The organism is Cupriavidus sp. 291-E7 (assembly GCF_057798835.1).
The window spans coordinates 113918-137491 of sequence record NZ_JBYOJV010000018.1; the positions used below are offsets into that span (position 1 = coordinate 113918).

Annotated in this window: 24 protein-coding genes and 1 tRNA gene; 11 read left to right on the forward strand and 14 right to left on the reverse strand. The window is 58.7% G+C overall.

The features are described 5' to 3' along the window. Nucleotides 1-171 precede the first annotated feature (171 nt). The 3 genes from AC3FLX_RS26340 to AC3FLX_RS26350 all read left to right on the forward strand — a co-directional run bounded on the left by AC3FLX_RS26340 (nucleotide 172) and on the right by AC3FLX_RS26350 (nucleotide 3289). The gene (locus AC3FLX_RS26340) at nucleotides 172-1869 is read left to right on the forward strand and encodes a PhoH family protein (protein WP_488700286.1); all 1698 of its coding nucleotides are present in this window, start codon (nucleotides 172-174) and stop codon (nucleotides 1867-1869) included. Between the two features lie 169 nt (nucleotides 1870-2038). Next, on the forward strand, nucleotides 2039-2521 hold the full coding sequence (locus tag AC3FLX_RS26345) for a hypothetical protein (RefSeq protein WP_488700287.1): 483 nt from the start codon (nucleotides 2039-2041) through the stop codon (nucleotides 2519-2521). Nucleotides 2522-2617: 96 nt separating this feature from the next. Further along, complete coding sequence (locus tag AC3FLX_RS26350; protein ID WP_488700288.1) at nucleotides 2618-3289, forward strand: C40 family peptidase; 672 nt, start codon at nucleotides 2618-2620, stop codon at nucleotides 3287-3289. Nucleotides 3290-3374: 85 nt separating this feature from the next. Here the strand turns inward: AC3FLX_RS26350 and AC3FLX_RS26355 are convergent, their stop codons facing one another. The 8 genes from AC3FLX_RS26355 to AC3FLX_RS26390 form a co-directional block, all read right to left on the reverse strand. Then, nucleotides 3375-4385 carry an inorganic phosphate transporter gene (locus AC3FLX_RS26355; protein WP_488700289.1) on the reverse strand — a complete coding sequence of 337 codons (1011 nt, stop codon included), beginning with the start codon at nucleotides 4383-4385 and terminating at the stop codon, nucleotides 3375-3377. A 13-nt stretch (nucleotides 4386-4398) separates the two neighbouring features. Beyond that, the gene (locus AC3FLX_RS26360) at nucleotides 4399-5025 is read right to left on the reverse strand and encodes a DUF47 domain-containing protein (RefSeq protein ID WP_488700290.1); all 627 of its coding nucleotides are present in this window, start codon (nucleotides 5023-5025) and stop codon (nucleotides 4399-4401) included. Between the two features lie 152 nt (nucleotides 5026-5177). Further along, nucleotides 5178-6569, reverse strand: coding sequence for a replicative DNA helicase (locus AC3FLX_RS26365; RefSeq protein WP_488700291.1), 1392 nt, complete (start codon nucleotides 6567-6569; stop codon nucleotides 5178-5180). A gap of 129 nt (nucleotides 6570-6698) precedes the next feature. Then, a complete protein-coding gene (gene rplI / locus AC3FLX_RS26370) occupies nucleotides 6699-7151 on the reverse strand; it encodes a 50S ribosomal protein L9 (protein WP_488700292.1) in 453 nt (150 codons plus the stop codon). Nucleotides 7152-7181: 30 nt separating this feature from the next. Then, nucleotides 7182-7460 carry a 30S ribosomal protein S18 gene (gene rpsR, locus AC3FLX_RS26375; protein ID WP_006163606.1) on the reverse strand — a complete coding sequence of 93 codons (279 nt, stop codon included), beginning with the start codon at nucleotides 7458-7460 and terminating at the stop codon, nucleotides 7182-7184. 3 nt (nucleotides 7461-7463) lie between these two features. Next, nucleotides 7464-7763 (reverse strand): primosomal replication protein N, encoded by a 300-nt coding sequence (priB, locus tag AC3FLX_RS26380; protein ID WP_488700293.1) that lies wholly within the window; start codon nucleotides 7761-7763, stop codon nucleotides 7464-7466. 20 nt (nucleotides 7764-7783) lie between these two features. Further along, entirely contained in the window at nucleotides 7784-8158 is a 375-nt protein-coding gene (gene rpsF / locus AC3FLX_RS26385; RefSeq protein ID WP_029051059.1) for a 30S ribosomal protein S6, read from the reverse strand. Between the two features lie 116 nt (nucleotides 8159-8274). Further along, nucleotides 8275-9288, reverse strand: a complete 1014-nt coding sequence (locus AC3FLX_RS26390) for an asparaginase (protein ID WP_488700294.1) — start codon at nucleotides 9286-9288, stop codon at nucleotides 8275-8277. A 223-nt stretch (nucleotides 9289-9511) separates the two neighbouring features. On the opposite strand from AC3FLX_RS26390, the gene lexA reads away from it, so the two are divergent. Together lexA and AC3FLX_RS26400 are read left to right on the forward strand one after the other, a co-directional pair. Further along, on the forward strand, nucleotides 9512-10168 hold the full coding sequence (gene lexA, locus AC3FLX_RS26395; RefSeq protein ID WP_488700295.1) for a transcriptional repressor LexA: 657 nt from the start codon (nucleotides 9512-9514) through the stop codon (nucleotides 10166-10168). Nucleotides 10169-10323: 155 nt separating this feature from the next. Next, the gene (locus tag AC3FLX_RS26400) at nucleotides 10324-10497 is read left to right on the forward strand and encodes a hypothetical protein (RefSeq protein WP_488700296.1); all 174 of its coding nucleotides are present in this window, start codon (nucleotides 10324-10326) and stop codon (nucleotides 10495-10497) included. Nucleotides 10498-10732: 235 nt separating this feature from the next. Here AC3FLX_RS26400 and AC3FLX_RS26405 read toward each other — a convergent pair whose 3' ends face one another. Both AC3FLX_RS26405 and AC3FLX_RS26410 read right to left on the reverse strand, forming a co-directional pair. After that, nucleotides 10733-10987: a hypothetical protein gene (locus AC3FLX_RS26405; protein ID WP_488700297.1), complete on the reverse strand. Its 255-nt coding sequence runs from the start codon at nucleotides 10985-10987 to the stop codon at nucleotides 10733-10735. 111 nt (nucleotides 10988-11098) lie between these two features. Then, on the reverse strand, nucleotides 11099-11272 hold the full coding sequence (locus tag AC3FLX_RS26410; RefSeq protein ID WP_488700298.1) for a hypothetical protein: 174 nt from the start codon (nucleotides 11270-11272) through the stop codon (nucleotides 11099-11101). A gap of 152 nt (nucleotides 11273-11424) precedes the next feature. Between AC3FLX_RS26410 and AC3FLX_RS26415 the strand changes: the two genes are divergently transcribed. The 5 genes from AC3FLX_RS26415 (at nucleotide 11425) to AC3FLX_RS26435 (ending at nucleotide 17411) form a co-directional block, all read left to right on the forward strand. Further along, the gene (locus tag AC3FLX_RS26415; protein ID WP_488700299.1) at nucleotides 11425-13854 is read left to right on the forward strand and encodes a hypothetical protein; all 2430 of its coding nucleotides are present in this window, start codon (nucleotides 11425-11427) and stop codon (nucleotides 13852-13854) included. 171 nt (nucleotides 13855-14025) lie between these two features. Then, nucleotides 14026-15123: a DegT/DnrJ/EryC1/StrS family aminotransferase gene (locus AC3FLX_RS26420; RefSeq protein WP_488700300.1), complete on the forward strand. Its 1098-nt coding sequence runs from the start codon at nucleotides 14026-14028 to the stop codon at nucleotides 15121-15123. Further along, entirely contained in the window at nucleotides 15120-16067 is a 948-nt protein-coding gene (locus AC3FLX_RS26425) for a glycosyltransferase family 2 protein (protein ID WP_488700301.1), read from the forward strand. The genes AC3FLX_RS26420 and AC3FLX_RS26425 overlap by 4 nt, the downstream gene beginning before the upstream one ends. Nucleotides 16068-16092: 25 nt before the next feature. Then, nucleotides 16093-17019, forward strand: coding sequence for a WxcM-like domain-containing protein (locus AC3FLX_RS26430; RefSeq protein WP_488700302.1), 927 nt, complete (start codon nucleotides 16093-16095; stop codon nucleotides 17017-17019). Continuing rightward, entirely contained in the window at nucleotides 17016-17411 is a 396-nt protein-coding gene (locus AC3FLX_RS26435) for a GtrA family protein (protein ID WP_488700303.1), read from the forward strand. The genes AC3FLX_RS26430 and AC3FLX_RS26435 overlap by 4 nt, the downstream gene beginning before the upstream one ends. A gap of 669 nt (nucleotides 17412-18080) precedes the next feature. On the opposite strand, the gene AC3FLX_RS26440 is transcribed toward AC3FLX_RS26435, so the two are convergent. The 3 genes from AC3FLX_RS26440 to dusA form a co-directional block, all read right to left on the reverse strand. After that, nucleotides 18081-18156, reverse strand: a tRNA-His gene (locus AC3FLX_RS26440). Between the two features lie 123 nt (nucleotides 18157-18279). Beyond that, nucleotides 18280-18540 (reverse strand): hypothetical protein, encoded by a 261-nt coding sequence (locus tag AC3FLX_RS26445; protein WP_488700304.1) that lies wholly within the window; start codon nucleotides 18538-18540, stop codon nucleotides 18280-18282. Nucleotides 18541-19353: 813 nt separating this feature from the next. After that, entirely contained in the window at nucleotides 19354-20382 is a 1029-nt protein-coding gene (gene dusA, locus AC3FLX_RS26450; protein WP_488700305.1) for a tRNA dihydrouridine(20/20a) synthase DusA, read from the reverse strand. A 101-nt stretch (nucleotides 20383-20483) separates the two neighbouring features. Between dusA and AC3FLX_RS26455 the strand changes: the two genes are divergently transcribed. Next, on the forward strand, nucleotides 20484-21602 hold the full coding sequence (locus AC3FLX_RS26455; protein WP_488700306.1) for a site-specific integrase: 1119 nt from the start codon (nucleotides 20484-20486) through the stop codon (nucleotides 21600-21602). Nucleotides 21603-21954: 352 nt separating this feature from the next. Here the strand turns inward: AC3FLX_RS26455 and AC3FLX_RS26460 are convergent, their stop codons facing one another. Next, nucleotides 21955-23070 (reverse strand): sensor histidine kinase, encoded by a 1116-nt coding sequence (locus tag AC3FLX_RS26460; protein ID WP_488700307.1) that lies wholly within the window; start codon nucleotides 23068-23070, stop codon nucleotides 21955-21957. Nucleotides 23071-23574 lie beyond the last annotated feature (504 nt).

Consider the following 23574-nt stretch of genomic DNA (forward strand, 5'->3'; position numbering starts at 1 on the left):
AGCGGACCTGCCGTGTCGCGGGACCGCAAGACAAGCCGCCACACCTGCACCCCAGGCCTGGCGGCTTTTTTGTTTCTTCACCTCTCACCCTTCGGTTTTCCCGGTTTCTGCCGTTCCCTGGTTGTACGCCAGCTTTTTCGCCCCCTTTAGTCCCTGAAAGGAAAGCCAAGCATGCCGCTGCCTACCATGCCCGCCAAGCCTGCCCAACTGCTGGACCCGAGCGAATTCGCGCCGGTCGCAAGCTCCAAGGCCAAAGCTGCGCAGGGTAAGAAACCTGTGCCGGTCCTCGAGCGTGTGGCACTGCTCGAGACCGGCGACACCAAGGCGCCCGCCACCCGCGCACGCGCCGGCAGCACGACCCGAGCCAAGACCGCCGATGCCCCGGCACCGACCACCGCTACGCCCGCGTCGCCGGCCGTCAGCCTGGTCAAACCGGCCACCGGCCCTACGCGACGCACGCGCAAGACGGCTGGCCCGAGCAAGTTGTTCGTGCTCGATACCAACGTGCTGATGCACGACCCAAGCTCGCTGTTCCGCTTCGAAGAGCACGACATCTATCTGCCGATGATGACGCTCGAAGAGCTGGACAACCACAAGAAGGGCATGAGCGAAGTCGCGCGCAACGCGCGGACGGTCAGCCGTACGCTCGACCAGCTTGTGGGCGGCACCAACGGAGTGCTCGACGAAGGCCTGCCGCTGGCCAACCTGGGCAACCGCGACGCGGCCGGCAAGCTGTTCTTCCAGACCCGGCTCAACGACATCAAGCTGCCCGAGGGCCTGCCGCAGGGCAAGGCCGACAACCAGATCCTGGGTGTGGTCAGCGCGTTGCAGCAGCAGTACCCGGAGCGCCAGGTGGTGCTGGTGTCGAAAGACATCAACATGCGCATCAAGGCGCGTGCACTGGGCCTGCCCGCCGAGGACTACTTCAATGACCAGGTTCTGGAAGACAAGGACCTGCTCTACTCGGGCGTCATGCAACTGCCCAACGATTTCTGGGCCAAGCATGGCAAGGGCGTGGAAAGCTGGCAGGACCCGAAATCGGGCGCGATGTTCTATCGCCTGACCGGCCCGCTGGTGCCGTCGTTCCTGGTGAACCAGTTTGTCTACCTGGAGCCGATGGACGGCAGCCTGCCGCTTTACGCGCAGGTCAAGGAAATCAACGGCAAGACCGCCCTGCTGCAAACGCTGAAGGATTACACCCACAACAAGAACAACGTGTGGAGTGTGGTGGCGCGCAACCGCGAGCAGAACTTCGCGCTGAACCTGCTGATGAGCCCGGACGTCGACTTCGTGACGCTGCTCGGCCAGGCCGGCACCGGCAAGACGCTGCTGGCACTGGCGTCGGGCCTGGAGCAGGTGCTGGACCAGAAGCTCTACAACGAGATCATCGTCACGCGTGCCACCGTGCCCGTGGGCGAGGATATCGGCTTTCTGCCGGGTACCGAGGAAGAGAAAATGCAGCCGTGGATGGGTGCATTCGACGACAACCTCGAAGTGCTGCAGAAGAGCGATGACAGTGCTGGTGAGTGGGGCCGTGCCGCCACGCAAGAGCTGATCCGCTCGCGCATCAAGGTCAAGAGCATGAACTTCATGCGTGGCCGCACGTTCGTCAACAAGTTCGTGATCATCGACGAGGCGCAGAACCTGACGCCGAAGCAGATGAAGACGCTGGTCACGCGCGCCGGCCCCGGCACCAAGATCGTCTGCCTGGGCAACATCGCACAGATCGACACGCCGTACCTGACCGAAGGTTCGTCGGGGTTGACCTATGTGGTGGATCGCTTCAAGGGCTGGAGTCACAGCGGACACGTGACGCTGGCCCGCGGCGAGCGCTCGCGTCTGGCCGATCACGCGGCAGACGTACTGTAAAGCGGCAAGCACTGAAACCTGGCAGTACCAGGGGCCGGCCTGATCCAAGGCCGGCCCCTGGCCGCATCGCGTAGTGTGGCGCAACCCACGGCGTCGGCGTTTGGCCGACAGCCAGCGCCGCACGGCCCGGCTATGATGACCGGGTGTTCATGTCGATACGGAGGCGTCGATGAACAGGCAGCAGTCATTCAGCAGATATCTGTCCAGCAGCAGGACACTATTTTCCCAAAGCACACGCTCCACACGGCGCAAGCGCGTCGTCGTGGCCGCGCTGATCGGCGCGACGGTGATCGTGGCGGCAGCCCTGCAACCGGCCAAGGCAGCGGCCGACGAATTGGTGATCCGCACGATGGGCCCGGTCAGCTACGTCTGCGGCGGCATTGCCGAGGACGAGCGTGCGAGGCTGGCGGAGCAGGAAAAGAACTTCAATATGGCGATCCTGTTCACACGGGGCGCCGATGGCGAGTTCCTGGCCGACGTTGATGTAAAACTGACACGCGACGGCCAGAATGTCGCCGATTTCCGCGCAGGCGGCCCTCGTTGCCTCATACGTGCTCCAGAAGGCAGCTACAATATCGAGGCCAGTTACAAGGGTCAGTCCAAGTCCATCAAGATCAGTACCGGTACGCGTAACGCGCAGTTGCGCTGGTAGTTTTCCCCTGGCAATTCAATTCCCTCTTGTTAATGGAGGGACGAGAAACAGCGAGATGGGACGGACGTCTGACCCGGCAACCTAACGACAAGAAGGATGCCGCAGCGCCCGCTATTCCCTCCGCTCTCGACGCGGATTCCGTCTCGTCTTGCCCTGACCGCATTGTGCGCGAGCGCCCTGCTGCTGGCTGCCTGCGCCGGCGGACCTCCGGCACGCCACACTTCGTCGCTGCCCCGCACGCCGGGCAAGCCGATGATCGATCCAAGCGCCGGACTGGAAGAAATCTCCATCCAGGCCATGTCGCTGGTGGGCACGCCTTACCGCTACGGCGGCAACACCCCGGATTCCGGATTCGATTGCAGCGGACTGGTGCGCTACGTCGTGTCACGCGCGGCCAACGTCAATCTTCCGCGCACCACCGATCAGATGGGCCAGCGTGGCGTCTCGCTCGACCGCAGCGAGGTGGCATCGGGCGACCTGGTGTTCTTCAATACCACCGGCCGCGCCAACTCCCATGTCGGCATCTACGTGGGACAGAACCGCTTTGTCCATGCCCCGGCCACCGGCGGCACGGTGCGACTGGAAGACATGGGCAAGTCCTATTGGGCGTCGCGCTACAACGGTGCCCGGCGCGTGGTGGCCGCCAGCAATCTGCCCATGACACCGGCGCCATCGACCACGCCCGCCGCTACGATGCCGGAGACGCCCGCGCCATCCGCACCACTCCCGGCCGAGGACGATCCGATCGCAGCCTTCGCCAACCAGTAGCGCTTCGTCCCCGGCCACGCAAACAAAAAAAGCCAGGCATCGCGCCTGGCTTTTCTGTTTGTGAATTCGCGGATTCCCGCGAGGCTCACAAGATTTGCTTGCCGATCCACCACGCAATGGCCGCCATGAACGCGGATGCCGGAATCGTCAGCACCCACGCCCAGACGATATTGCCCGCCACACCCCAACGCACGGCCGACATCTTCTGTGCCGAGCCAACACCGACGATGGCGCCGGTAATCGTATGCGTGGTCGATACGGGCACACCCATCGCCGAAGCAATGAACAGCGTCATGGCACCGCCGGTCTCCGCGCAGAAGCCACCCACGGGCTTGAGCTTGGTGATCTTCTGGCCCATCGTCCGCACGATCCGCCAGCCGCCGAACAGCGTACCCAGGCCGATAGCCACGTAGCAGCTCACGATCACCCACATCGGCGGCTCGCCGCCACCCACGGCCACATGGCCGCTGGCGATCAACAGCATCCAGATGATGCCGATGGTCTTCTGCGCGTCGTTGCCGCCGTGACCCAGGCTGTAGAGCGAAGCGGATACCAGCTGCAGCCGGCGGAACCAGCGGTCCACGCGCGACGGCGGCGTACGGAAGAACGTCCAGCCCACGATCACCATCATGATCGAGCCGAGGATGAAACCAAGCAGCGGTGAGATCAGGATGAACGCCACGGTCTTCAGCAGCCCGTTGCCCACCAGCGCACCGGTGCCGGCCTTGGCCACTGCCGCGCCCACCAGGCCACCGATCAGCGCGTGCGACGACGATGACGGAATGCCGTAGAACCACGTGATCACGTTCCACACGATGGCGCCGACCAGCGCGCCGAAAATCACATAGTGGTCAACGATTTTGACGTCGATGGTACCGGTACCAACCGTGGCCGCCACCTTCAGGTGGAAGATGAAGATCGCCACCACATTGCACATGGCCGCCATCGCCACCGCATGGTGCGGCTTGAGCACGCCCGTGGAAACCACGGTGGCAATCGAGTTGGCGGCGTCGTGAAAGCCGTTCATGAAGTCGAACAGCAGCGCCAGCGCCACCAGCAGGCCGATGACCCACAAACTCATTTGAATTGTTTGCATGCCAGTGCGGGCCTCAGGCGTTTTCCAGGACGATGCCTTCGATGATGTTCGCCACGTCCTCGCACTTGTCGGTGATGGACTCCAGTTGCTCGTAAATCGCCTTCAGCTTGATCAGGCGCTTGACGTCGGTCTCGTCGCGGAACAGCTTCGACATGGCCGCGCGCATCACACGATCCGCCTCGGATTCGAGCTGGTCGATCTGCTGGGCGGTCTTCAGGATCGTACCGGCGTTGCTCATGTCCTCGAGCAGGCCCACGGCGATCTTGACGGCTTCGCAGCACTGCACGCAGATCGTGGCCAGGCGGCGCGCCTCGTCGGTCAGGTGCGTCACGTCGTACAGCGAGATCGTTTCGGCCACATCCTCCATCAGGTCCAGGATGTCATCCATTGTCGTGATGAGCTTGTGGATCTCGTCACGGTCCAGCGGCGTGATGAAGGTCTTGTGCAGCAGATCGATCGTGTCGTGGGTGATACGGTCTGCCTTCTTTTCCGTCGCCTGCACCCGGCGGGCATGGCCTTCCGCGTTGGGCAGGTCATTGACCAACGCTTCCAGCTCGTGTGCGGCGGTCACCGCGCAATCGGCGTGCTGGTTGAAGTATTCGAAGAACTTGCCCTCAGTGGGCATGAAACGGCCGAACATGAAATGTCCTTGTGGCGCGGCCCTCATGGCAGCGCTCGGTTGTGTTGCAAATGGGAGGCAGAGCAATTGCACGACAGCCGCCTCGTGGGCGGCTGTCATCAAAGCGCAATATTTTACAGGGTTGCACCGTCCTGCGGTGTAACCCCTGACAATCAGGTGTCGTTGTCGAAGAACGCCGGGCCACCACTGAAGTTGTCGAACTTCGTGAATTGACCCAGGAACGTGAGCCTAACGGTGCCGATCGGACCGTTACGTTGCTTGCCGATAATGATTTCGGACGTACCCTTGTCCTGCGAGTCGGGGTTGTAGACTTCGTCGCGATAAATGAACAGGATCACGTCGGCATCCTGCTCGATGGCGCCTGATTCACGCAGGTCGGACATCACGGGGCGCTTGTTCGGGCGCTGTTCCAGGCTTCGGTTCAGCTGCGACAGTGCGATCACCGGGCAATTTAGTTCCTTTGCCAGGCCCTTCAAGGACCGCGAGATTTCCGAGATTTCGGTCGCGCGGTTTTCGCCACTACCCGATCCGGACATCAGCTGCAGGTAGTCGATGATGATCAGTCCGAGCTGCCCACACTGGCGAGCCAGACGACGCGAACGCGCGCGCAGCTCCATCGGATTCAGTGCCGGCGTCTCGTCGATAAAGAGTTGCGCATCGTTCATGCGCTGGATCGAATGGGTCAGGCGCGGCCAATCCTCATCCAGCAGGCGGCCGGTACGCAGGCGGTGCTGATCAAGACGCCCCACCGAACCCAGCATACGCATGGCCAGCTGCACGCCAGCCATTTCCATCGAGAACACCGCCACGGGCAGACCCTGCTCCACGGCCACGTGCTCACCGATGTTCAGCGAAAATGCCGTCTTACCCATCGAGGGCCGGCCGGCCACGATGATCAGGTCACCTGGCTGCATACCGCTGGTCATGCGATCCAGGTCGATAAAGCCCGTGGGCACGCCCGTCACATCGGTCGTGGAATCCCGGTGATAAAGCTCGTCGATCCGCTCCACCACCTGCGTGAGCAGCGGCTGGATTTCCTGGAAGCCCTTCTGGCCGCGCGAGCCTTCCTCGGCAATTGCAAAAACCTTGGATTCCGCCTCGTCCAGCAGCTCGCGCACTTCGCGACCCTTGGGCGCAAATGCCGCCGACGCAATGTCGTCGGCCACGGTCACGAGCTTGCGCAGCACGGACCGCTCACGCACGATTTCGGCGTAGCGGCGGATATTGGCCGCGCTGGGCGTGTTCTGCGCCAGCGAATTGAGGTAGGCCAGCCCGCCCACTTCCTCGGCCTTACCGGACACCTGCAGCATCTCGAACACCGTGATGACGTCCGCCGGCTTGGTGGCGGAGATCAGGCGGGCAATGCTCTGGAAGATCAGCCGATGATCAAAGCGATAGAAATCCGCTTCGGACAGAAAGTCGGCAATACGGTCCCAGGCGGCGTTGTCCAGCAGCAACCCGCCAAGCACCGATTGTTCGGCCTCGATCGAGTGCGGAGGAACCTTGAGACTGTCTAGTTGGGGATCTGCGGCAGGCGCGTTCATGGGGGGCAATTATAGCGGGGTGAGCCAGCACGGGACGGCGCGCAAACAAAAAAGGCAGGAGCATGGCTCCTGCCTTTTGCGTGCATCGGACGCACCGGCCTGAACCGGCGCATCTCTGCAAGGTACGACTTAGGCGTGATCGCCCAGCACCGACACGGTGATGTCGACCAGCACGTCGGTGTGCAGCGAAACACCAACGGTGTAGTCGCCAACAACCTTCAGCGGGCCGTTCGGCAGACGCACTTGCGACTTTTCCAGCTTGAAGCCTTGACCTTCCAGGGCTTCAGCGATGTCGGCGTTGGTCACCGAACCGAACAGACGGCCGTCCACACCCGACTTCTGGGTGATCTGGACGGTCAGGCCGTTCAGCTTCTCGCCTTCGGCTTGCGCACCGGCCAGCTTCTCGGCAGCGGCCTTTTCCAGCTCGGCGCGCTTCACTTCGAATTCGGCGATGGCGGTTTGCGTAGCACGGCGAGCGCGCTTGGTCGGGATCAGGAAGTTACGTGCGTAACCGTCCTTCACGCGAACGATATCGCCCAGGTTGCCCAGGTTGATGACTTTTTCCAGCAGAATGACTTGCATCGTGTATTTCTCCTTGCGGTCCTGGGACTATCAGTTCTTGTGCAGGTCGGTGTACGGCATCAGCGCCAGGAAGCGGGCGCGCTTGATTGCCGTATCCAGCTGACGCTGATAGTGCGCCTTGGTACCGGTCAGACGAGCCGGCGTGATCTTGCCGTTGTCGCCGATGAAGTCCTTCAGCGTGTCCAGATCCTTGTAGTCGATCTGTTCGACGCCAGCCACGGTGAAGCGGCAGAAGCGCTTGCGCTTGAACAGCGGGTTCTGTTGCTGGAAGCGCTTCTTGTTCTTGTTGTCACGTTTGACGAATGCCATGATTCAATCCTTTTCGAATGCTTTACATCGAGTGATGTGAAAGACCAGTGTCTTGCTGTTGCGGTGCTTGCGGGCCAGAAAGCCCTCGCAGTCGAGCAGCGTGCCGAGCGGCATGCGCTCCAGCCGCTGGCCAATGGCGCCAATGCCCATTGCCACCACCGCGAATTCCACCTGCCGGGGCGTTTCCGCCTCCATCACCTCGCCGACATGCTGCAGGATGCAGTTGACGACGGGGATGCCGGCCGGGGTATAGCGCAGCGTGTCTCGCTCGGCGAGAGTGGCGGTCAGCCGAAGCTGGTTCACCGCGACACAGCAGTCCGCACTTAGGCGGCCTGGCCTTCCGTGGTCGTTTGCGCGGCCTTGCGGGCTTCTTCGCGCTGCACTTCCTTCATCATCGGCGACGGAGCGGTTTCGGCCTTCTTGGTCTGGACGATCAGGTGACGCAGCACGGCGTCGTTGAACTTGAACGCGTGTTCCAGTTCAGCCAGCGTGTCCTTGCCGCATTCGATGTTCAGGCAAACGTAGTGAGCCTTGGCCAGCTTCTGGATCATGTAGGCCATCTGACGGCGGCCCCAGTCTTCCACGCGGTGGATCTGACCATTTTGCGACGTGACGAGCTGCTTGTAGCGCTCGATCATCGCCGGCACTTGTTCGCTCTGGTCCGGATGGACGATAAATACGATTTCGTAATGACGCATTGACGCTCCTTTTGGGATGAGCCACCCGGGCGTCACGTCCGGTGCGGCAAGGTTGAATAGCCCGCGAGTATAGCCCGGAACCTCGCAACTCCGCAAGATTCCGGCCGACGGGCGTCTTAGTATTCCGAAAATACCTCTTGCAGGCGCCCCGCATCGGCACCCAGACCGGGATCTCCGGCCAACGCCACCAGCAACAGAACCCGCGCCTTGTACGGATTGAGATCGGCGGCCGACACGAATATTCCCGCCGCCGGCACCGGCCTGGACGGTATCGCCACATGACCGGCCCCTGTGCGGGAGCTGCGCACGACAGCCACTCCGCGCGCGCCGGCATCGATCAACCCGGCCGCCAGGGTTTCATGCACCGATCCGTTGCCCGCGGCGGCCACGACCAGACCCTGGACGCCGGCCGATACCAGCGCATCGACCGCCACCCTGCCCGGCTGTGCATAGCTGGCCACAATCTCCACCACTGGCCATGCCGAAGGCACCGGCAAGCGGGGCGCGGCCAGCATCGCGGGCGCGCGCGTGAATCGAATATAGGCGTCCTGGACGAAACCAAGCGGGCCGGCCGACGGCGAGACAAAGGCATCGACCGCGGACGTGTGTGCCTTAGTGACATCGCGTGCGGCATGAATCTGCTGATTGAGCACCACCAGCACACCCCGGCTCCGCGCGTCGGGACTGGCTGCCACCCTCACGGCGTCGAGCAGATTCAGTGGGCCGTCCGCCGACAGCGACGTCGACGGACGCATGGCCGCGGTGATGACCACTGGCACGGGGCACGCCTGCGTCAGATGCAGGAACATCGCCGTCTCTTCCAGCGTATCGGTGCCGTGCGTGATCACGATGCCAGCCACATCTGGCTGGGCGCACCAGTACGCCACGCGCGCCGCCAGTTGCTGCCAGAGGCTGAACATCATGTCCTTGCTGTCGATCTGCGCCACCTGCTCGGCTTCCACGCGCGCGACATCGGCCAGAGCCAGCACCGCCTGCACGAGCTGTGAAACCGGCACGGTGGCCGCCTGGTACTGGGCACTGCTGGCGGGGTTGCCGGACGACCCGGCAATCGTGCCGCCAGTGGCGAGTACGACTACGCGGGGCAAGGACTGGGAAGCGGAAGCTGGCATGAGAACGCTGATCTGTGGCAGTTACAAGCGGACGCCTGGGGCGCCGATTGTAACTGCCACGCTGCGACGGCGAAGCCATGAAAAACCCGTGGCAGCGAGGCACGCGCCACACCCCATGTCGATCCTGCTGCGCAAATTGTGCTTGCACTTCACCCGATACTGTATAAAATCACAGCATACTGTTTAAACATACAGTGCTTCGGCACCAGACCGGCGAACCACTATGGCGACCCTGACACCCCGGCAGCAGCAGATTTTCGACCTGATCCGCGACGCGATCCGAAATACCGGCTTTCCGCCGACGCGCGCGGAAATCGCTGCTGAATTTGGATTTTCCTCGCCCAATTCGGCGGAGGAACACTTGCGGGCGCTGGCGCGCAAAGGCGTGATCGAACTGACCCCTGGCGCGTCGCGCGGCATCCGCCTCAAGGTCTCGCGCAGCGATTCCGAGCGTTCCGACCAGTTCTCACTGCCGATGGCAGGGGTCCTGCAACTGACGTTACCGTTGGTCGGCCGCGTAGCTGCGGGCAGTCCGATCCTGGCGGCGGAACACATCGATCGCCAATACCAGGTGGATGCTTCGGTATTTGACGAACGCCCCGACTATCTGTTGCGCGTGCGCGGATTAAGCATGCGTGACGCTGGCATTCTCGATGGTGACCTCCTGGCTGTGAAAAAGGCCAGCGAGGCAGCCAACGGCAAGATTGTTGTTGCGCGTCTTGGCGAGGACGTGACGGTCAAACGCCTGAAGAAACGTGGCGACACGATCGAACTGATCGCCGAGAACCCCGATTTCGAGAACATCGTCCTTCATTCGGGTCGCGATGAATTCTCCCTGGAAGGTATTGCTGTCGGCCTGATTCGATCGTCAGGTTTCTAGCAGCAAACGGAGGTGCCCTGAGGCATCTCCGATCTCCGAGACTTCGGCAGCACGGCCGTCTGCCCTGGTCACCCGCTTTGCTTTGCCCATGCCGCCCCGTCCTTGCTGGACGCCGGGTGCGGCCCACTGCTGAACGCAAATTACGAGGTGTTGCCATGCTGCAAACGAATTCCGTCGCTTCCCGCCGCCCGGTCAAGCCGGTACCTTTCCGCCAGATCAAGGGCGTGCGCGTCTATCAAGGCGCCCAGCGCCGTACGATGGTCGGCAACATGGCCGCCATCTGCCGCATGCTGGAGCTCGCGGAGCCGAGCACGAAACTGATTGATTGAAGTCCGCGCAGGTCGACTTGACGTCACCCCAATGACATCGTGCTCGTCTGCGGGGCCGAGTTGCAGCCCCGCAACAATGAATTAAGGCTCCATTTAAAACTGCTATAAGCCTGACTAAACTCACTGACGCGCACTGCATCACTGGCGCATTGGCGTCATGCGCAGAACCGGACCTTGTCGACCCCGCCAAGGGCCGGTTTTTTTTGGCCTATCCACATCGCTCAGGCAGATTCCATCAGTCGGCAAGCGGCGTACCAAACCAGTCGGCAGCGAGGTCCGACTCGAAGGACGCAGTCCATCCCATGCCACCGGCCACCTTGTACCTCTGGCACTGCCCGCCAACGACGCGTTCGACCTCAATCACCCGGCGCTCGCTTTCCACTCCATCAACGACAAATTCGAAGTCATCAGGCACGAACCCGTGCTTCGCACATGCCAGCGCGATGTCATCCTGTTCTTGTTGGGGAAGATCGAAAAAGCGCTGGGCCATGACGCACTCCGCATGAGCGTAGATCCGATGTCCAGTACATCATAGGACCGCCTTGGCAGCACGAACGACCGTCGACGAAGGCGCTCCCACGAGCCGCTCAAACGCCAACAATCAAAACAAAAAGGCCGCTCGTTTGAGCGGCCTTTTTGCAGAAATTTTGGGGTGGCTGACGGGACTCGAACCCACGACGACAGGATTCGCAATCTGACTCGTCAAGCCCGCTGTGGTGCCGGCTTCCAGCGCAAACACTGTATATTCGCGCAGCGCCAACAATGTATCATGCATGGAAAACGCCAAATCGGCGCCCGGCCACCGGAGACACCCTCCCGGCAGCCCAATGGGCCGGCAGCCAGCACATAAATTATAATCTTGGCGCCCTCCCATAAATCAAATAAAGGCAGTTGCGACTCTTCAATCGCGCGATCGCACCAAGGTTCATGAAAATACCGCAACAAGAAAAACTCAATGAGCAAGCAATGCTATGGATGTCTGCGCGAGGTTTCCTTACGTTATTGCTGCTGGTTAGCCAAAATATTCTGATTTTTTGGCGACACTATTTTGATGACATCTCGTTCCCTGATGACTTCCTGTTAACGTATCACGCCATTCCATACTACTGGATCGAGGCAATCAAGTTAGGCAAAGGAATCGCCTGGATTCCTTTTCAGGGCATGGGGTATCCCTTGTTCCTGAATCTGCAAAGCGGAGAATTTTATCTTCCGTTCTGGCTATTCCCCTTATTTGACGGAACATACACTATCCACGCCGCTGTCGTGATGCAGGGAGTGCACGTACTGCTTGGGAGTATCGGCGCGGTCGTCTGCGCACGATTGCTGGGGGTAGGATGGCGGGAATCCATGCTGGCAGGGATATTTTATCAATGCTTTGGAGGCTTCTATTCGAATTCCCAGCATCCCGACATTGTCAGAGCGTTCGCATTTCTGCCGTGGTTGTGTGGACCGGTATTTGCAGATTGGCGCATTAGGTCGACATCACTGATGATTTGCATCGCTACTCTGCCAATGTGGGTTTTCGCCATTTGGACCGGCGGCTATCCGGGAACCGCAATGGCAACGCTATTCGTTCTGGCGACAGTCAGCGTGCTACGCGCACTCCGAGAACGTGACGTATCAGGTGTGGGTGTTTGGATACTCGTGGCGCTTGTTACAGGGACGCTGCTTGCTGGGATAGCCCTTGTGCCTGCATTTCTTTCCTCTGGGGAAATTAGCCGGTCGAAAACCATTGGGGCGCTTCCTTATGACTACATGTTACCTGGCGACATTCTATCGTTCGCGTTCCCGATAAACAGCCCGTATTTCGGGCATGATATTTCAATGCGATCGTTCTTTGTCGGATTTCCGGTTATCGCGCTATTTTTAATGGGCGTCATAGAGGTTCGCCGCCGTGTGAAATGGCCATTGATTGCCGGGCTGATCGCATTGCTCATGGCTGCCGGACCGCTGCACCAGGTTCTCATATTAATGGTTCCGCCTCTCGGCCTGAGCCGGTTTGTGATGGCCGATTATCGCGCTCTCATTGGTCTCGTCATTATTCTTGTGGCGGTGACAGTGTTGAGTGATCGTCAGGCCGGGAAAAATGCCAGGATCATTTGGCCATTGTTATTCGGGATTTTTGTGTGGTATGGCGTGCATGCGCTTAATCTCGAGCGCTCCTATGCACAAGAAGATCACATTGCTCTGGTGATGGCTTTGCTTGTCGGGGTAGCAGCTGCCCTGAGCAGATTCGCGGTAAAGGTTTTTGGTTGGACCATTGAGCCACTGGTCTTTATTGCCGGAGCCGTTTTTATTTGGTACTCGAGCTATCTCCTAAACGTCATGCCTTCGCCGGAACGAGCGGAGGTAATAAACATAATTAGGTGGCTGACCATTTTTGCATTGGGCTTGAACTTCCTTTGCCGTCTCTTCACGAAAAAGAGCCTAGAGCCGTTGTTGATAATATTCACCGCTCTGTTTTCGACGCACATCGCCAGCATGCTGCTCGCTGCCAGGGTGAATCAGAATGGTGTCATGATCCCGATTGCCATCACTGCGATCCTGACGGTCGTGGCGCTGTCTCCCGTTTTCTTGCGAGCAGGAAGATGGCTGGTCATGCCAGCGTTGGCGGCAGTTGCGATAATGCACTGGATGTCCGTGACGTGGACCGAGAGGTATTTTGCGCCGCCGGCACAAGACGGTACTCCGTGGGTGGAGTCAATTACGGGGAAATTCTCTGATACACGCGAAGCCTTGAAGCGTCAGTTGAGCACCGAGACATGCCGTGGGCCGCGCCAAGACGTTCCGTTACCCACTGCGAACCGCTTTCCCTGGAGTGGCTACTACAGCGGTCAGTACTTTCTGCAAGACTATTCCGGACCGATGAAATTGCAACGCCAGCAGAGCATCCTCGGCTCCGGCGTTCTGCGAGGCTTCGCAATGCTCCCATGGACCATGGTTGCGGTACCCGACCTTCAGCGTACGCATGACGCAGATCTATCCAAGGCTCCGCGCGTGAACGCGGCGTGTTCGGTGTATGGGACGACGGAGATCCGGTATCAGGTTGATCTGGGCGCACCCACAGCAGTTGTGGAGAACGAAATCTACTCCAAGGGATGGTCCGCGCGACTCCTCTGTGATGACTGCGGTTGGTCGGGCGGGGCAAAAGACATTTTCCCCGTTGAGGTAAAGGGTTTCCGTGGTTGGCAGTTGCCAGCTGGGCGCTACGTTCTGATTGCTCGCTTTGAGACCCCCTACCGCACACTTGGTATCGCGATAACGGTGTTAGGCATGGTGCTTTGGCTATCCATCGGGTGGTCGATCCTGCGACCGAAACGAATTCGGCTTTCCAGAACAGGGCCAGTCGCGCAATAAAAATGGACCACTTGTAGTACCAGTACCACGAATTCGGGCAAAGGCCTACCGGGCGTGTTGCAGGAGGGATCTGGGCACTTCAAGGTTGACATTCGTTCACGTAAAATCTGCCCCCCGGAAGCGTTCAGCCGGGCAATTGACCTGGCGGCTAGCCATTGTTTGCGGAGAGCAATGTTGATACAGATAAACAGCCTTTCGGCGCGAATTTCCCAGAACCCACAGCTCGCCGAGGCAATCAATCGAGTACTTTCCAGCGGGTGGCTTGTGCTGGGTCCTGCATCGAGGCAATTTGAACGCGAATTTGCCGAGTATGTCGGTGTTGACCACTGCCTGGGTGTAGCCAATGGCACGGATGCGATTGAATTGGCGCTGAAAGCACTTGGCGTTACGCGTGGTGACCGCGTCGCGACTGTGGCCAACGCGGGGATGTATACGGCAACGGCCATTGAGATTATTGGAGCCGAGCCCTTCTTCCTTGACGTCGATACTGATTCGCATGGCGTCACGCTGCAAGAAGTGGAGCGAGCTATTCTTGCCGGTGTCAAAGCGGTTGTGGTTACGCATCTTTACGGTCGGGCTGTGCCGGACATTGATGCAATTGCAAAGCTCTGCGCCGACCGAGGGATACTACTCATTGAGGATTGTGCCCAGGCTCACGGTGCTCGTATCAACGGGAAATGCGTGGGTGGCTTTGGGGATGCAGCTACTTTCAGCTTCTATCCAACCAAGAACCTTGGTGCAATCGGCGATGGCGGCGCAGTTGTGACGAAGCATGCGGAGACGGCTGAGCGAGTTGCCCGACTCCGTCAGTATGGCTGGTCGTCAAAATATCAAGTCGAAGTGGCCGGATCGCGCAACAGCCGTCTCGATGAACTGCAAGCTGCAGTCCTTTCGACTTTCCTCCCGCATCTCGATGCTGCAAATGCTCGCAGGCGTGAAATTGCTGCACGCTATACCGCGAGAATCGCTCATGAGAAGGTTCTGACACCACAGGCAGCCGGAGAGGCGTACGTGGCGCACCTCTACGTCGTGCGCAGTGCACATCGGGATTCCCTGCGCATGCATTTGCGTGATTTGCAGATCGGCTCCGACGTGCACTACCCCATCCCTGACTATCGGCAACCAGTTTTCAAAGAGCGTTTTGCAAACATTCGGCTCGCAAACACCGAGCGCTTGGCCGGTGAAATTTTGACCTTGCCCTGCTATCCCGAAATGACCGACGCAGAGGTCGATAGCGTCATCGCCGCGGTCAATGGGTGGCGACCATGAAGTTCTCGGTCATTGTCCCCGTTTACAAGAACGAATCTTCTATTCCCCGTCTGCTGCAAGCATTGACGGATATGAATCGCCAACTGGACGGCGAGCTGGAAGTCGTATTCGTTGTCGACGGTAGCCCCGACCAATCGTTTGCACTATTGCGCGCAGCGCTCAAAACAATGGATGTGCCGGCACAATTGTTGGCGCATTCACGAAATTTCGGTTCCTTCCCGGCAATCCGGACAGGGCTGGCTGCTGCCAGGGGAGATTTCTTTGGCGTCATGGCGGCAGATTTGCAGGAGCCTCCAGAACTGCTCGTCGAGTTTTTTCGGTCACTAGATAGCGATGAGTGCGATGTCGCCATTGGCACACGGGCAAGTCGAAGCGACCCTTACTTTTCACGCATGGCATCCGGCATGTTCTGGTGGTTATACCGGCGACTGGTGGTTCCTGAAATGCCAGCGGGCGGCGTCGACGTTTTTGGCTGTAATCGAGTGTTCCGCGACCAGTTGCTTCAGCTCGAGGAGTCGAGATCTTCGTTGATTGCGCTGATTTTCTGGTTAGGTTTTCGCCGCAAGCTCGTTAGCTACGGGCGACGCGTCCGCCAAGAGGGGAAGACCGCATGGACTTTCCGGAAAAAGGTGGACTACATGATGGACAGTATCTTCGCGTTCACCGATTACCCAATCCGCTTGCTGACCAAGATTGGTATCGCAGGTTTCTTGCTGTCCAGCATTCTTGGCGGAATCGTACTGGTCGGCCGCCTGTCGAACAGCATCGATGTGCCGGGCTATGCGACCGTCATGATAGTGATCATGTTCTTCGGAACTCTCAATTTGTTCGGGCTTGGGCTGGTCGGGACGTATGCGTGGCGCGCTTACGAAAATAGCAAAAAGCGACCATTGGCAGTTATTTCCGTTCGACAGAAAAATTCAATTCAATCCTATGCCGAGTAATTTCACAGTTCATGATTCTGCGGACGTGCAATCGAATGACATCGGGGCAGGCACGACTATTTGGCAATCCGTAACGGTCCTCCCACGCGCGCGCATCGGCAGTGATGTCAACATTAATGCGCAATGCTTTATCGAGAACGACGTTGTAATCGGAGACCGTGTAACCATCAAGTGCGGGGTTTACGTTTGGGACGGTATCCGTCTGGGCAATGATGTATTCGTGGGCCCGAATGTTACGTTTTGCAACGACAAATTCCCGCGATCGAAGGCTTACCCGGAAGCGTTCCTCCAGACTGTCGTGGAAAATGGCGCCTCGATCGGCGCAGCCGCCGTGCTATTGCCGGGAATTGTGATTGGTCAAGGCGCAATGATTGGTGCCGGGGCGGTAGTCACGCGATCGGTGCCTCCCTACGCCATCGTCACGGGCAATCCGGCTCGGATTGTCGGGTACGTTGAAAACGCAGCCTCGCCCGGTGAGGTCAAAAGTACGTCTGTGAGGGCGCCAGAGCAGCTGCAAGACGCTCGAGCGCATATAGGCGTGGGTGGCGTGACACTTCATCGCCTCAAACGCGTACACGATATGAGAGGCGATCTCTCCGTTGGAGAATTTCCTCGAGATATCCCGTTCAACCCGAAGCGTTATTTCCTGGTATTCAATGTACCGAGCGAGGAAACCCGGGGTGAGCACGCTCACCACAAATGTCATCAGTTCCTAATCTGCGTCAAAGGAAAATGCTCGGTGGTCGTTGATGACGGCAAGGTCCGATGCGAGATCGCACTCGAATCGCCAGAGACGGGCCTGTATCTGCCACCACTGACCTGGGGAATCCAGTATAAGTATTCGAACGACGCAATGCTTTTGGTGTTTGCATCGGACGAATACGATGCCGATGACTATATTCGCAATTACGCGGAATTCGTCGAAATAGCCAAGCAAAAGAACGCGCTTTGACCACAATTTTTTCCCGAAGCAGCGTACAGCAGTGGGGGAGATTTCTTCTCGGAGGTGGAATAAACACTTTCGTGACCTACGCGCTGTATCTCGCTTTCAAGCTGGCGGTTGGATATCAGTTTGCATATCTTGCCGCCTATGTGATCGGTATTGTTTTTTCGTATTGGTTTAACTCGCGCCTGGTTTTTAAAGTCCCCTTATCCTGGGCCAAGTTTCTTTCATATCCAATTGTCTACGTATTTCAGTACTGCGCTTCGGCTTTGCTTCTACATGGACTAGTCGAATTCGCTGGAATCAACGTATCGTTCGCACCGCTTATGGTAACGGCGGCGATGGTGCCGTTGACCTATGTCGCGAGCAAGCTGATTCTGAAAAGAACGCCTCACGGCTAATGTCGCGGACTCATCGCTGCCGGAGCGCGAGCGAATGCCCAGCCGATTACGACCATCACGGCAGAAGCACGGCATGCCGTCGTAGCTCCGCACCTGACGAAATTCCATACTGGATCGACTGGAGCCGACCTCCGTACGCCCATGCCCACGATTACGGCCAGCCCAAAGGAGAATCCGGCTGGCGCGCCGCATGCTCTTGGCATCATCTCGCCGATGCTGATACAGACCGGCTATGGTGAGCGGTCCGGCCAGACGCCGCGCGCTCCAGGCCTGGACAAGCCCCTCGGTACTGTCGTCGCCGGCGGCGCCAATCACGCGCTCCTCGCCAAGCGCACTATGGCTGCAACTATGATGGCCCCGGCATTTCGCTGACCGCCCCGGCTAGAGCCGTCCTTGCGATGCTGGCAGGAACTCAACAGGCTGGACGGCGCCCGAGTCAAGAAGTGAGTGGGAACGGCTGGGACCGCTCCTAGGCCACACCAGTGTGGCCCTCTTCCTCGCCGGGCTTGCCTGCGCCACCAAGGTTTTGTGGGCGCTTCCGACCCACTGAGGCATCGTGCAGGGAGGCAGTATTCCCACGGCGGGAATACTATGGGAATAAAGCACTGGATGAATGCCCAGAAAGCAAAACAGCCGCTTGTGTAAGCGGCTGTTTCTTAGCGAAATTCTTGGGGTGGCTGACGGGACTCGAACCCGCGACAACAGGAATCACAATCCTGGACTCTACCAACTGAGCTACAGCCACCGTAGAGATTTCTTGCCGACCGATGCGTCGATCAGCGAAGAACAAGACTATACAAGGATTCTCGGTAGATGGCTAGTATCCCGCACAATAAATTTTCAAATTCACTGATGGACTTCGCGAACATCATCGAGGCCCCACCCACTTCGCTTCGAGCAGGACCGCCTCCTTGATAGCGGCTATGGTGTCCGCCTCAGTAGGAAAGAGTCCAAGCAAGCGTTTCGACTTGCCGTTGAGGACATCGCGTTGCAACGCCTTGCCGGCGTCGACGGATGTACCGGGATGCCAACAATAGCGCGCGGTCCACTTACCGTCCTGCAATTGCTCAGCCACCCAGATCACGCGGTAGTCTTCGAAGACCTCACCGAATGCTTCTTCCGCTTCCATGTCATTTCCTCAGGGCTTGCTTCCGTTCCAAGGTCCCGACAAAGGTATTCACACCATCGGAATCGGCCAGCCCTCCTGCTTTTTATCCCCTACTTGGCGCCGCACCAACCTGCGAACGGCATCGCGTTCCACACGCCGACTGTCGCGGCATTTTGAAGCGCATCGTAACATGACCTGTGCGCCGCTCAACGGAAAACCTGCGCAGCATTTGCCACAACAACTGGCGGCGGCATATCCACCAAAAAGAGGAGTGGTCGCCCCACCAAGGCGGGGTTCTGCCGGTAGTGGCGCTATTGGATACTCTTCCCTGAGGGACATTGACCCCCTCGACATTCCCGACAGGCGATCACTCCCGACGAGCATCGCCTGCTTTTTTTGGGGCGGGATGAGAAGCCTGAGGCCGGCTCCCCCAGTCGCCACGGCATCGACATAAAAAAAGAGCCCGCTCGGAGGCGGACTCTTAAATTAGCGATCTCAATGCCCTGAAGGCCCGTTCAATGTAGTCGCCGCAATCGCTGACTGCCATCCGGGCAAACCCACGGTTGCCGTGGCAATCGTGTAATGGGACAGAAAAAAAGCCCGCACACGGCGGGCTCAAAAATCAGTTGAAGAAAGCCCTGTATTCGAGGGCAGGCACAGTGTAAGAACATGGCAGGTCACTGGCGAATTAGGGGAATCCCTTTGCTGGTGCGGGTTTCCGGCTACTCCAACTGCCGCAAACGCCGCAGCAGCATACATTTGCGGCAACCTGCATAGAACGACCGTTCTGAATTAGAGGTTTTCCTCCAGCCACTTCCTCACACGCGCGTCAAATTAAGCGGCTTCCAACAGGTCTGGCCGCAGGTGCGAGCGCGCTTCCACGAAGAGTGCATCGACGTCCGCCCGAGTGCGCGCGGCATTCATTCGGCGCGAATCGGACAGCACCCGCCGCCAACCTCGGCCACCGTAGACGCCCCGATGCAGGCCCAGCATATGGCGCGTCGCCGCTCCCATATAGCCGCCCTGCTCCACCAACTGGCCGATGTATGCCTGCATGGCAAGCTCCACATCCTCACGCGAGGGAACCGGCGAAGTGGCCCCATAAAACCGTGTATCCATTTCGGCCAGAATATACGGGTCGTGATAAGCCTGTCGACCAATCATCACACCATCTATATGGCGCAAATGCTCTTCCATTTCGCTGTACGAAACGATGCCGCCATTAATCAGGATTTCCAGTTGCGGAAATTCCTTTTTTAATTGGTAGGCGACCTCATACCGCAGCGGCGGAATTTCCCGATTCTCTTTTGGACTCAGTCCTTTGAGAATCGCATTACGCGCGTGAACAATAAACGTTTCACAACCGGCCTCGGCAATCGTGCCAACAAAATCGCGCACAAAATCATAGTGTTCGATTGTGTCGATACCAATCCGGTGTTTGACCGTCACCGGCACGGACACCACATCTCGCATCGCCTTCACGCAGTCGGCAACCAACTGGGGCTCGGCCATCAGGCAAGCACCAAACGCACCACGCTGCACCCGCTCAGACGGGCAGCCGCAGTTCAGATTGATTTCCTTGTAGCCCCATTGCTCGCCCAGCTTCGCGGCCTGTGCCAGATCAGCAGGCTCGCTCCCGCCAAGCTGCAGCGCGACGGGATGTTCAGCCGCGTTGAAGTCGAGATGCCGCGCCACGTCACCATGCAGCAGCGCGCCCGTCGTCACCATCTCGGTATAGAGCCAGGTGTGCTGGCTCAGCGAGCGATGAAACGTGCGGCAATGGCGGTCGGTCCAGTCCATCATCGGGGCCACAGATATCCGCCGGGCGTTGATAGCACTGGTTTTTTCTTGCAAATCAGTCATTTATGAGAAATCGGCTGGACCGATTCTTACCACGAATTCATAACATTTACCCTCATTTCTGCTACGATTGCTACGAAATTGCTACGAGCGAGGGGCAGAAAGTGGCTTCCATCATCCGGGTCGGTGAGAAGTGGCGCGCACAAATACGCCGCAAAGGCCATCCAGTTGTCACGAGGACTTTCGACAAAAAAGCGCAGGCCGAGCGCTGGGCCTATGACGTTGAGAGTCAGGTGCGAGATGGCGCGTTCCGTGATGAGCGAAAGCTCGCGGAGTTTACCATTCGCGGACTCATCGAGAAGTATGAGGAGGAAGTCGGAAAACTGCGTCCGATCGGCCGCAGCAAGGCTGGCTCCCTTTCCATGCTGAAGCGGCATTTCGGCGACATCGCCCTATCCACACTAAATGAAGCCGCAGTTGTCGACTATGCAAAGCGCCGGCAGGCAATGGGTGCTGGTGGCGTCACTGTCGCAATGGAGTTCACCTACCTGGAGGGCGTGCTTGAAATGGCGCGCTCCCTGTGGAAGCTGCCCTTGCCCGCCAGTCCGATCGCGGCGGCGCGAAAGAACCTCCGGTACCTTGGCCTTATCAGCAAGTCCAAGAAGCGTGACCGGCGCCCGACCTCCGCCGAGCTCGACGCCATCTGCGCCTGGTTCGAAAAGAAGCCCCGCCAGCGCGTCCCCATGCCAGACATCATCCGGTTTGCAATCGCCTCCGCCATGCGGGCAAGCGAAATTACGCGACTGCGCTGGGAAGACATCAATGAGACCGACCGGACAATCCTGATCCGGGACCGCAAGGACCCCGAGGAAAAGATCGGCAACAACCAGGTGGTGCCCCTCTTGGGCGATGCCTGGACGATAGCCATGCGACAGCCGCGGGATGGGGAACTAATTTTTCCCTATAACGAGAGGTCTTTTTCTACGCTCTTCCCCCGCGCTTGCAATGATCTTGGAATCCAAGATCTACGGTTCCATGACCTGCGACACGAAGGGGTGTCACGGTTGTTCGAGACCGGCTACTCGATTGAGCAAGTCGCGCTTGTCAGCGGCCATCGCGATTGGAAGCAGCTGCAGCGCTACACCCAAATCAAAGCTCAAAGCCTACACCGCAAGCCGACGGCTCGTCCGAGACCTTCGCAAGGGAAAAAGCCGTCAGCCTCAATCAGTGGCTTCAAGCTGAGGAGGGATTGCACGTCGGTAAGAATGAGTGCACGCCGATGACATCAGGAATCACAATCCGTCACTCAGACTGCATTTTTTCCTTTAAATTCAACACCATATATCGCAGATCTTCCGACACGATGGCTTTACGCTCCACATAAAAACGCGGCATTCCCCTGCGCCTCTCCAGACCGTGCGGGTGCACCGTCATCAGCAATCCCAAGGCTGAAAAAGGCGTCGCCGATTTCGTCCAAGACTAGCTGCTCTAGATACAGAGCCATTTGGGTCTCCCGCGGCTCCCTGGCACTTATTGGACACTTTCAGCTGGCTGGGAGACCCCAGACTCCCATATCCCGCTGGGCGTTTAGGGGCCATCCAATCACATCCGTCTATGAAAGACCTAAGGCCGTCGCTACACGCGACGCGGCAGACGCACCTCAAACGCCGTCTCGACCTGATCGGACCGAGCGTCGATGGCCCCGCGATGGGCCTTAGCAATTTCGCTTGCGATATAAAGGCCGAGCCCGAGCCCGTCCGCGTTCTTGTCTTCCTGATCAGGACCTCTGCTCAGCGGGTCAAATATCCGCTCCAGCGTCAGTTGATCAATGCCTGGGCCACTATTCATGACCTCAAGGCGAACGTCCCCGTCATGGCCTGTGACAATAACGCGGACGGGATGCTCCGGCGCGCCGTACCTTAACGCATTGAGCACAAGATTGGAGATCAGTTGCTGCAGGCGCGAGCCATCCCAAAAACCCTGCACATTGCCCTTCACCTCCACATCGATACGTCGGTCCGAATGAACTGCCCGCAACTGGTCCACTGTATCGCCGACCACCTTGGCCAGGTCGACGTCATTGGGAGCGATGTTGATACCCAAGCCGAGTTTCGTTCGGTTGAAATCGCAAAGGTCATCCAGAAGGGAACTCATGCTGGCACCGCTTCGAATCAGCCGGGCCGCAGCCTCCGACACCTTCTCCCCGGCGTTCAGCGCCACCAGGTATGAGGCGGTCGTCTGGATGGTCTGCAGGGGGCTGCGCATATCGTGCCCGAGCATTCCGAGCAACAGATTGCGAGACTGCTCGACCTCCGAATTGAAAGACTCCACCGATTCGGCGACTGCTTGGTCGATAGCTTCGTTGAAGCGCATCATGTCGTCCAGATCCGCAGCAACCAACTCAAAATCGTCTATCCACAAACGTAGCACGCTGGCGCGTAGCGCCCGATACTCGGCAACCAACTGGTTGATATTGAAGCCACCGCGCGCCCGGATGACCGCATGTACTTGTGCTGCAGTCTCCGGCGCACCGGGCACTTGGGGGGCTTGCCCCCATGACTTTTCGTGTTGCGCGTCTCGCGTTTGCGGGGTCGTCAGGTCCTTTGCGATGGATTGCAGGATTTGCGGCGCGTGGTCGCGCAGGGCGAGGGAATCCAGCTTCCGTGCAGCAGGCAACTGGGCGGCCACGAAGGCCTCCCACTCCGCCAAAATGTGCTTCATATCACGCACGATAAAAGCCGCTAGACGCATGTCTGCCCCTTGGGAAACAAATGAGGGAGCAAAAAGGACGCACTTTTGCAGAATTTATATTACGTCAGTTGCAGGTGAAGTGTTGCGATTACGGGGCTTCGCAGCCCTGTTGGGTCATGAGCCTCGCCGCATCCGCAAATTGAGATCACATTCCCAACCGCGCGCCCGATTCGGAAATCGTCCTACATCATATTTTCTCGCCCACGCATAGAACTAAGGTATCGATGCCACTGGAGGTGTGTGGATGACAGCAGTTGTAAAGGTGCTACAGGCAGACGGTCTGTGGAATGTTGAGTCCGAGTACGAGCGCGTTCCATACCCGTCCCGCACCGCGGCCATCGCTGCAGCTGTTCATAGAGCGATGGAATTAGGCGCCCTACTCATGATCTATGAGCTTGAGGGCAAGATGAACGCCCCACTAGATTTTGCGCAAAGCGAAGCGACATGACAGCCATCAATCCTTCTGCCTTTAACGGAGGCTGCCATGTCAGGTGATATTCATGT

Bases quoted from the DNA above. Each gene is read 5' to 3' on its own strand.
- AC3FLX_RS26355 (WP_488700289.1), bottom strand. From the start codon at position 4,385: ATGCAAACAATTCAAATGAGTTTGTGGGTCATCGGCCTGCTGGTGGCG.
- rpsR (WP_006163606.1), bottom strand. From the start codon at position 7,460: ATGGCATTCGTCAAACGTGACAACAAGAACAAGAAGCGCTTCCAGCAA.
- lexA (WP_488700295.1), top strand. From the start codon at position 9,512: ATGGCGACCCTGACACCCCGGCAGCAGCAGATTTTCGACCTGATCCGC.
- AC3FLX_RS26445 (WP_488700304.1), bottom strand. From the start codon at position 18,540: ATGGAAGCGGAAGAAGCATTCGGTGAGGTCTTCGAAGACTACCGCGTG.
- AC3FLX_RS26360 (WP_488700290.1), bottom strand. From the start codon at position 5,025: ATGTTCGGCCGTTTCATGCCCACTGAGGGCAAGTTCTTCGAATACTTC.
- AC3FLX_RS26405 (WP_488700297.1), bottom strand. From the start codon at position 10,987: ATGGCCCAGCGCTTTTTCGATCTTCCCCAACAAGAACAGGATGACATC.
- AC3FLX_RS26410 (WP_488700298.1), bottom strand. From the start codon at position 11,272: ATGCATGATACATTGTTGGCGCTGCGCGAATATACAGTGTTTGCGCTG.
- AC3FLX_RS26425 (WP_488700301.1), top strand. From the start codon at position 15,120: ATGAAGTTCTCGGTCATTGTCCCCGTTTACAAGAACGAATCTTCTATT.
- AC3FLX_RS26400 (WP_488700296.1), top strand. From the start codon at position 10,324: ATGCTGCAAACGAATTCCGTCGCTTCCCGCCGCCCGGTCAAGCCGGTA.
- dusA (WP_488700305.1), bottom strand. From the start codon at position 20,382: ATGACTGATTTGCAAGAAAAAACCAGTGCTATCAACGCCCGGCGGATA.
- rpsF (WP_029051059.1), bottom strand. From the start codon at position 8,158: ATGCGTCATTACGAAATCGTATTTATCGTCCATCCGGACCAGAGCGAA.
- AC3FLX_RS26415 (WP_488700299.1), top strand. From the start codon at position 11,425: ATGAAAATACCGCAACAAGAAAAACTCAATGAGCAAGCAATGCTATGG.
- AC3FLX_RS26390 (WP_488700294.1), bottom strand. From the start codon at position 9,288: ATGCCAGCTTCCGCTTCCCAGTCCTTGCCCCGCGTAGTCGTACTCGCC.
- AC3FLX_RS26365 (WP_488700291.1), bottom strand. From the start codon at position 6,569: ATGAACGCGCCTGCCGCAGATCCCCAACTAGACAGTCTCAAGGTTCCT.
- AC3FLX_RS26340 (WP_488700286.1), top strand. From the start codon at position 172: ATGCCGCTGCCTACCATGCCCGCCAAGCCTGCCCAACTGCTGGACCCG.
- AC3FLX_RS26345 (WP_488700287.1), top strand. From the start codon at position 2,039: ATGAACAGGCAGCAGTCATTCAGCAGATATCTGTCCAGCAGCAGGACA.
- rplI (WP_488700292.1), bottom strand. From the start codon at position 7,151: ATGCAAGTCATTCTGCTGGAAAAAGTCATCAACCTGGGCAACCTGGGC.
- AC3FLX_RS26420 (WP_488700300.1), top strand. From the start codon at position 14,026: ATGTTGATACAGATAAACAGCCTTTCGGCGCGAATTTCCCAGAACCCA.
- AC3FLX_RS26460 (WP_488700307.1), bottom strand. From the start codon at position 23,070: ATGCGTCTAGCGGCTTTTATCGTGCGTGATATGAAGCACATTTTGGCG.
- AC3FLX_RS26350 (WP_488700288.1), top strand. From the start codon at position 2,618: ATGCCGCAGCGCCCGCTATTCCCTCCGCTCTCGACGCGGATTCCGTCT.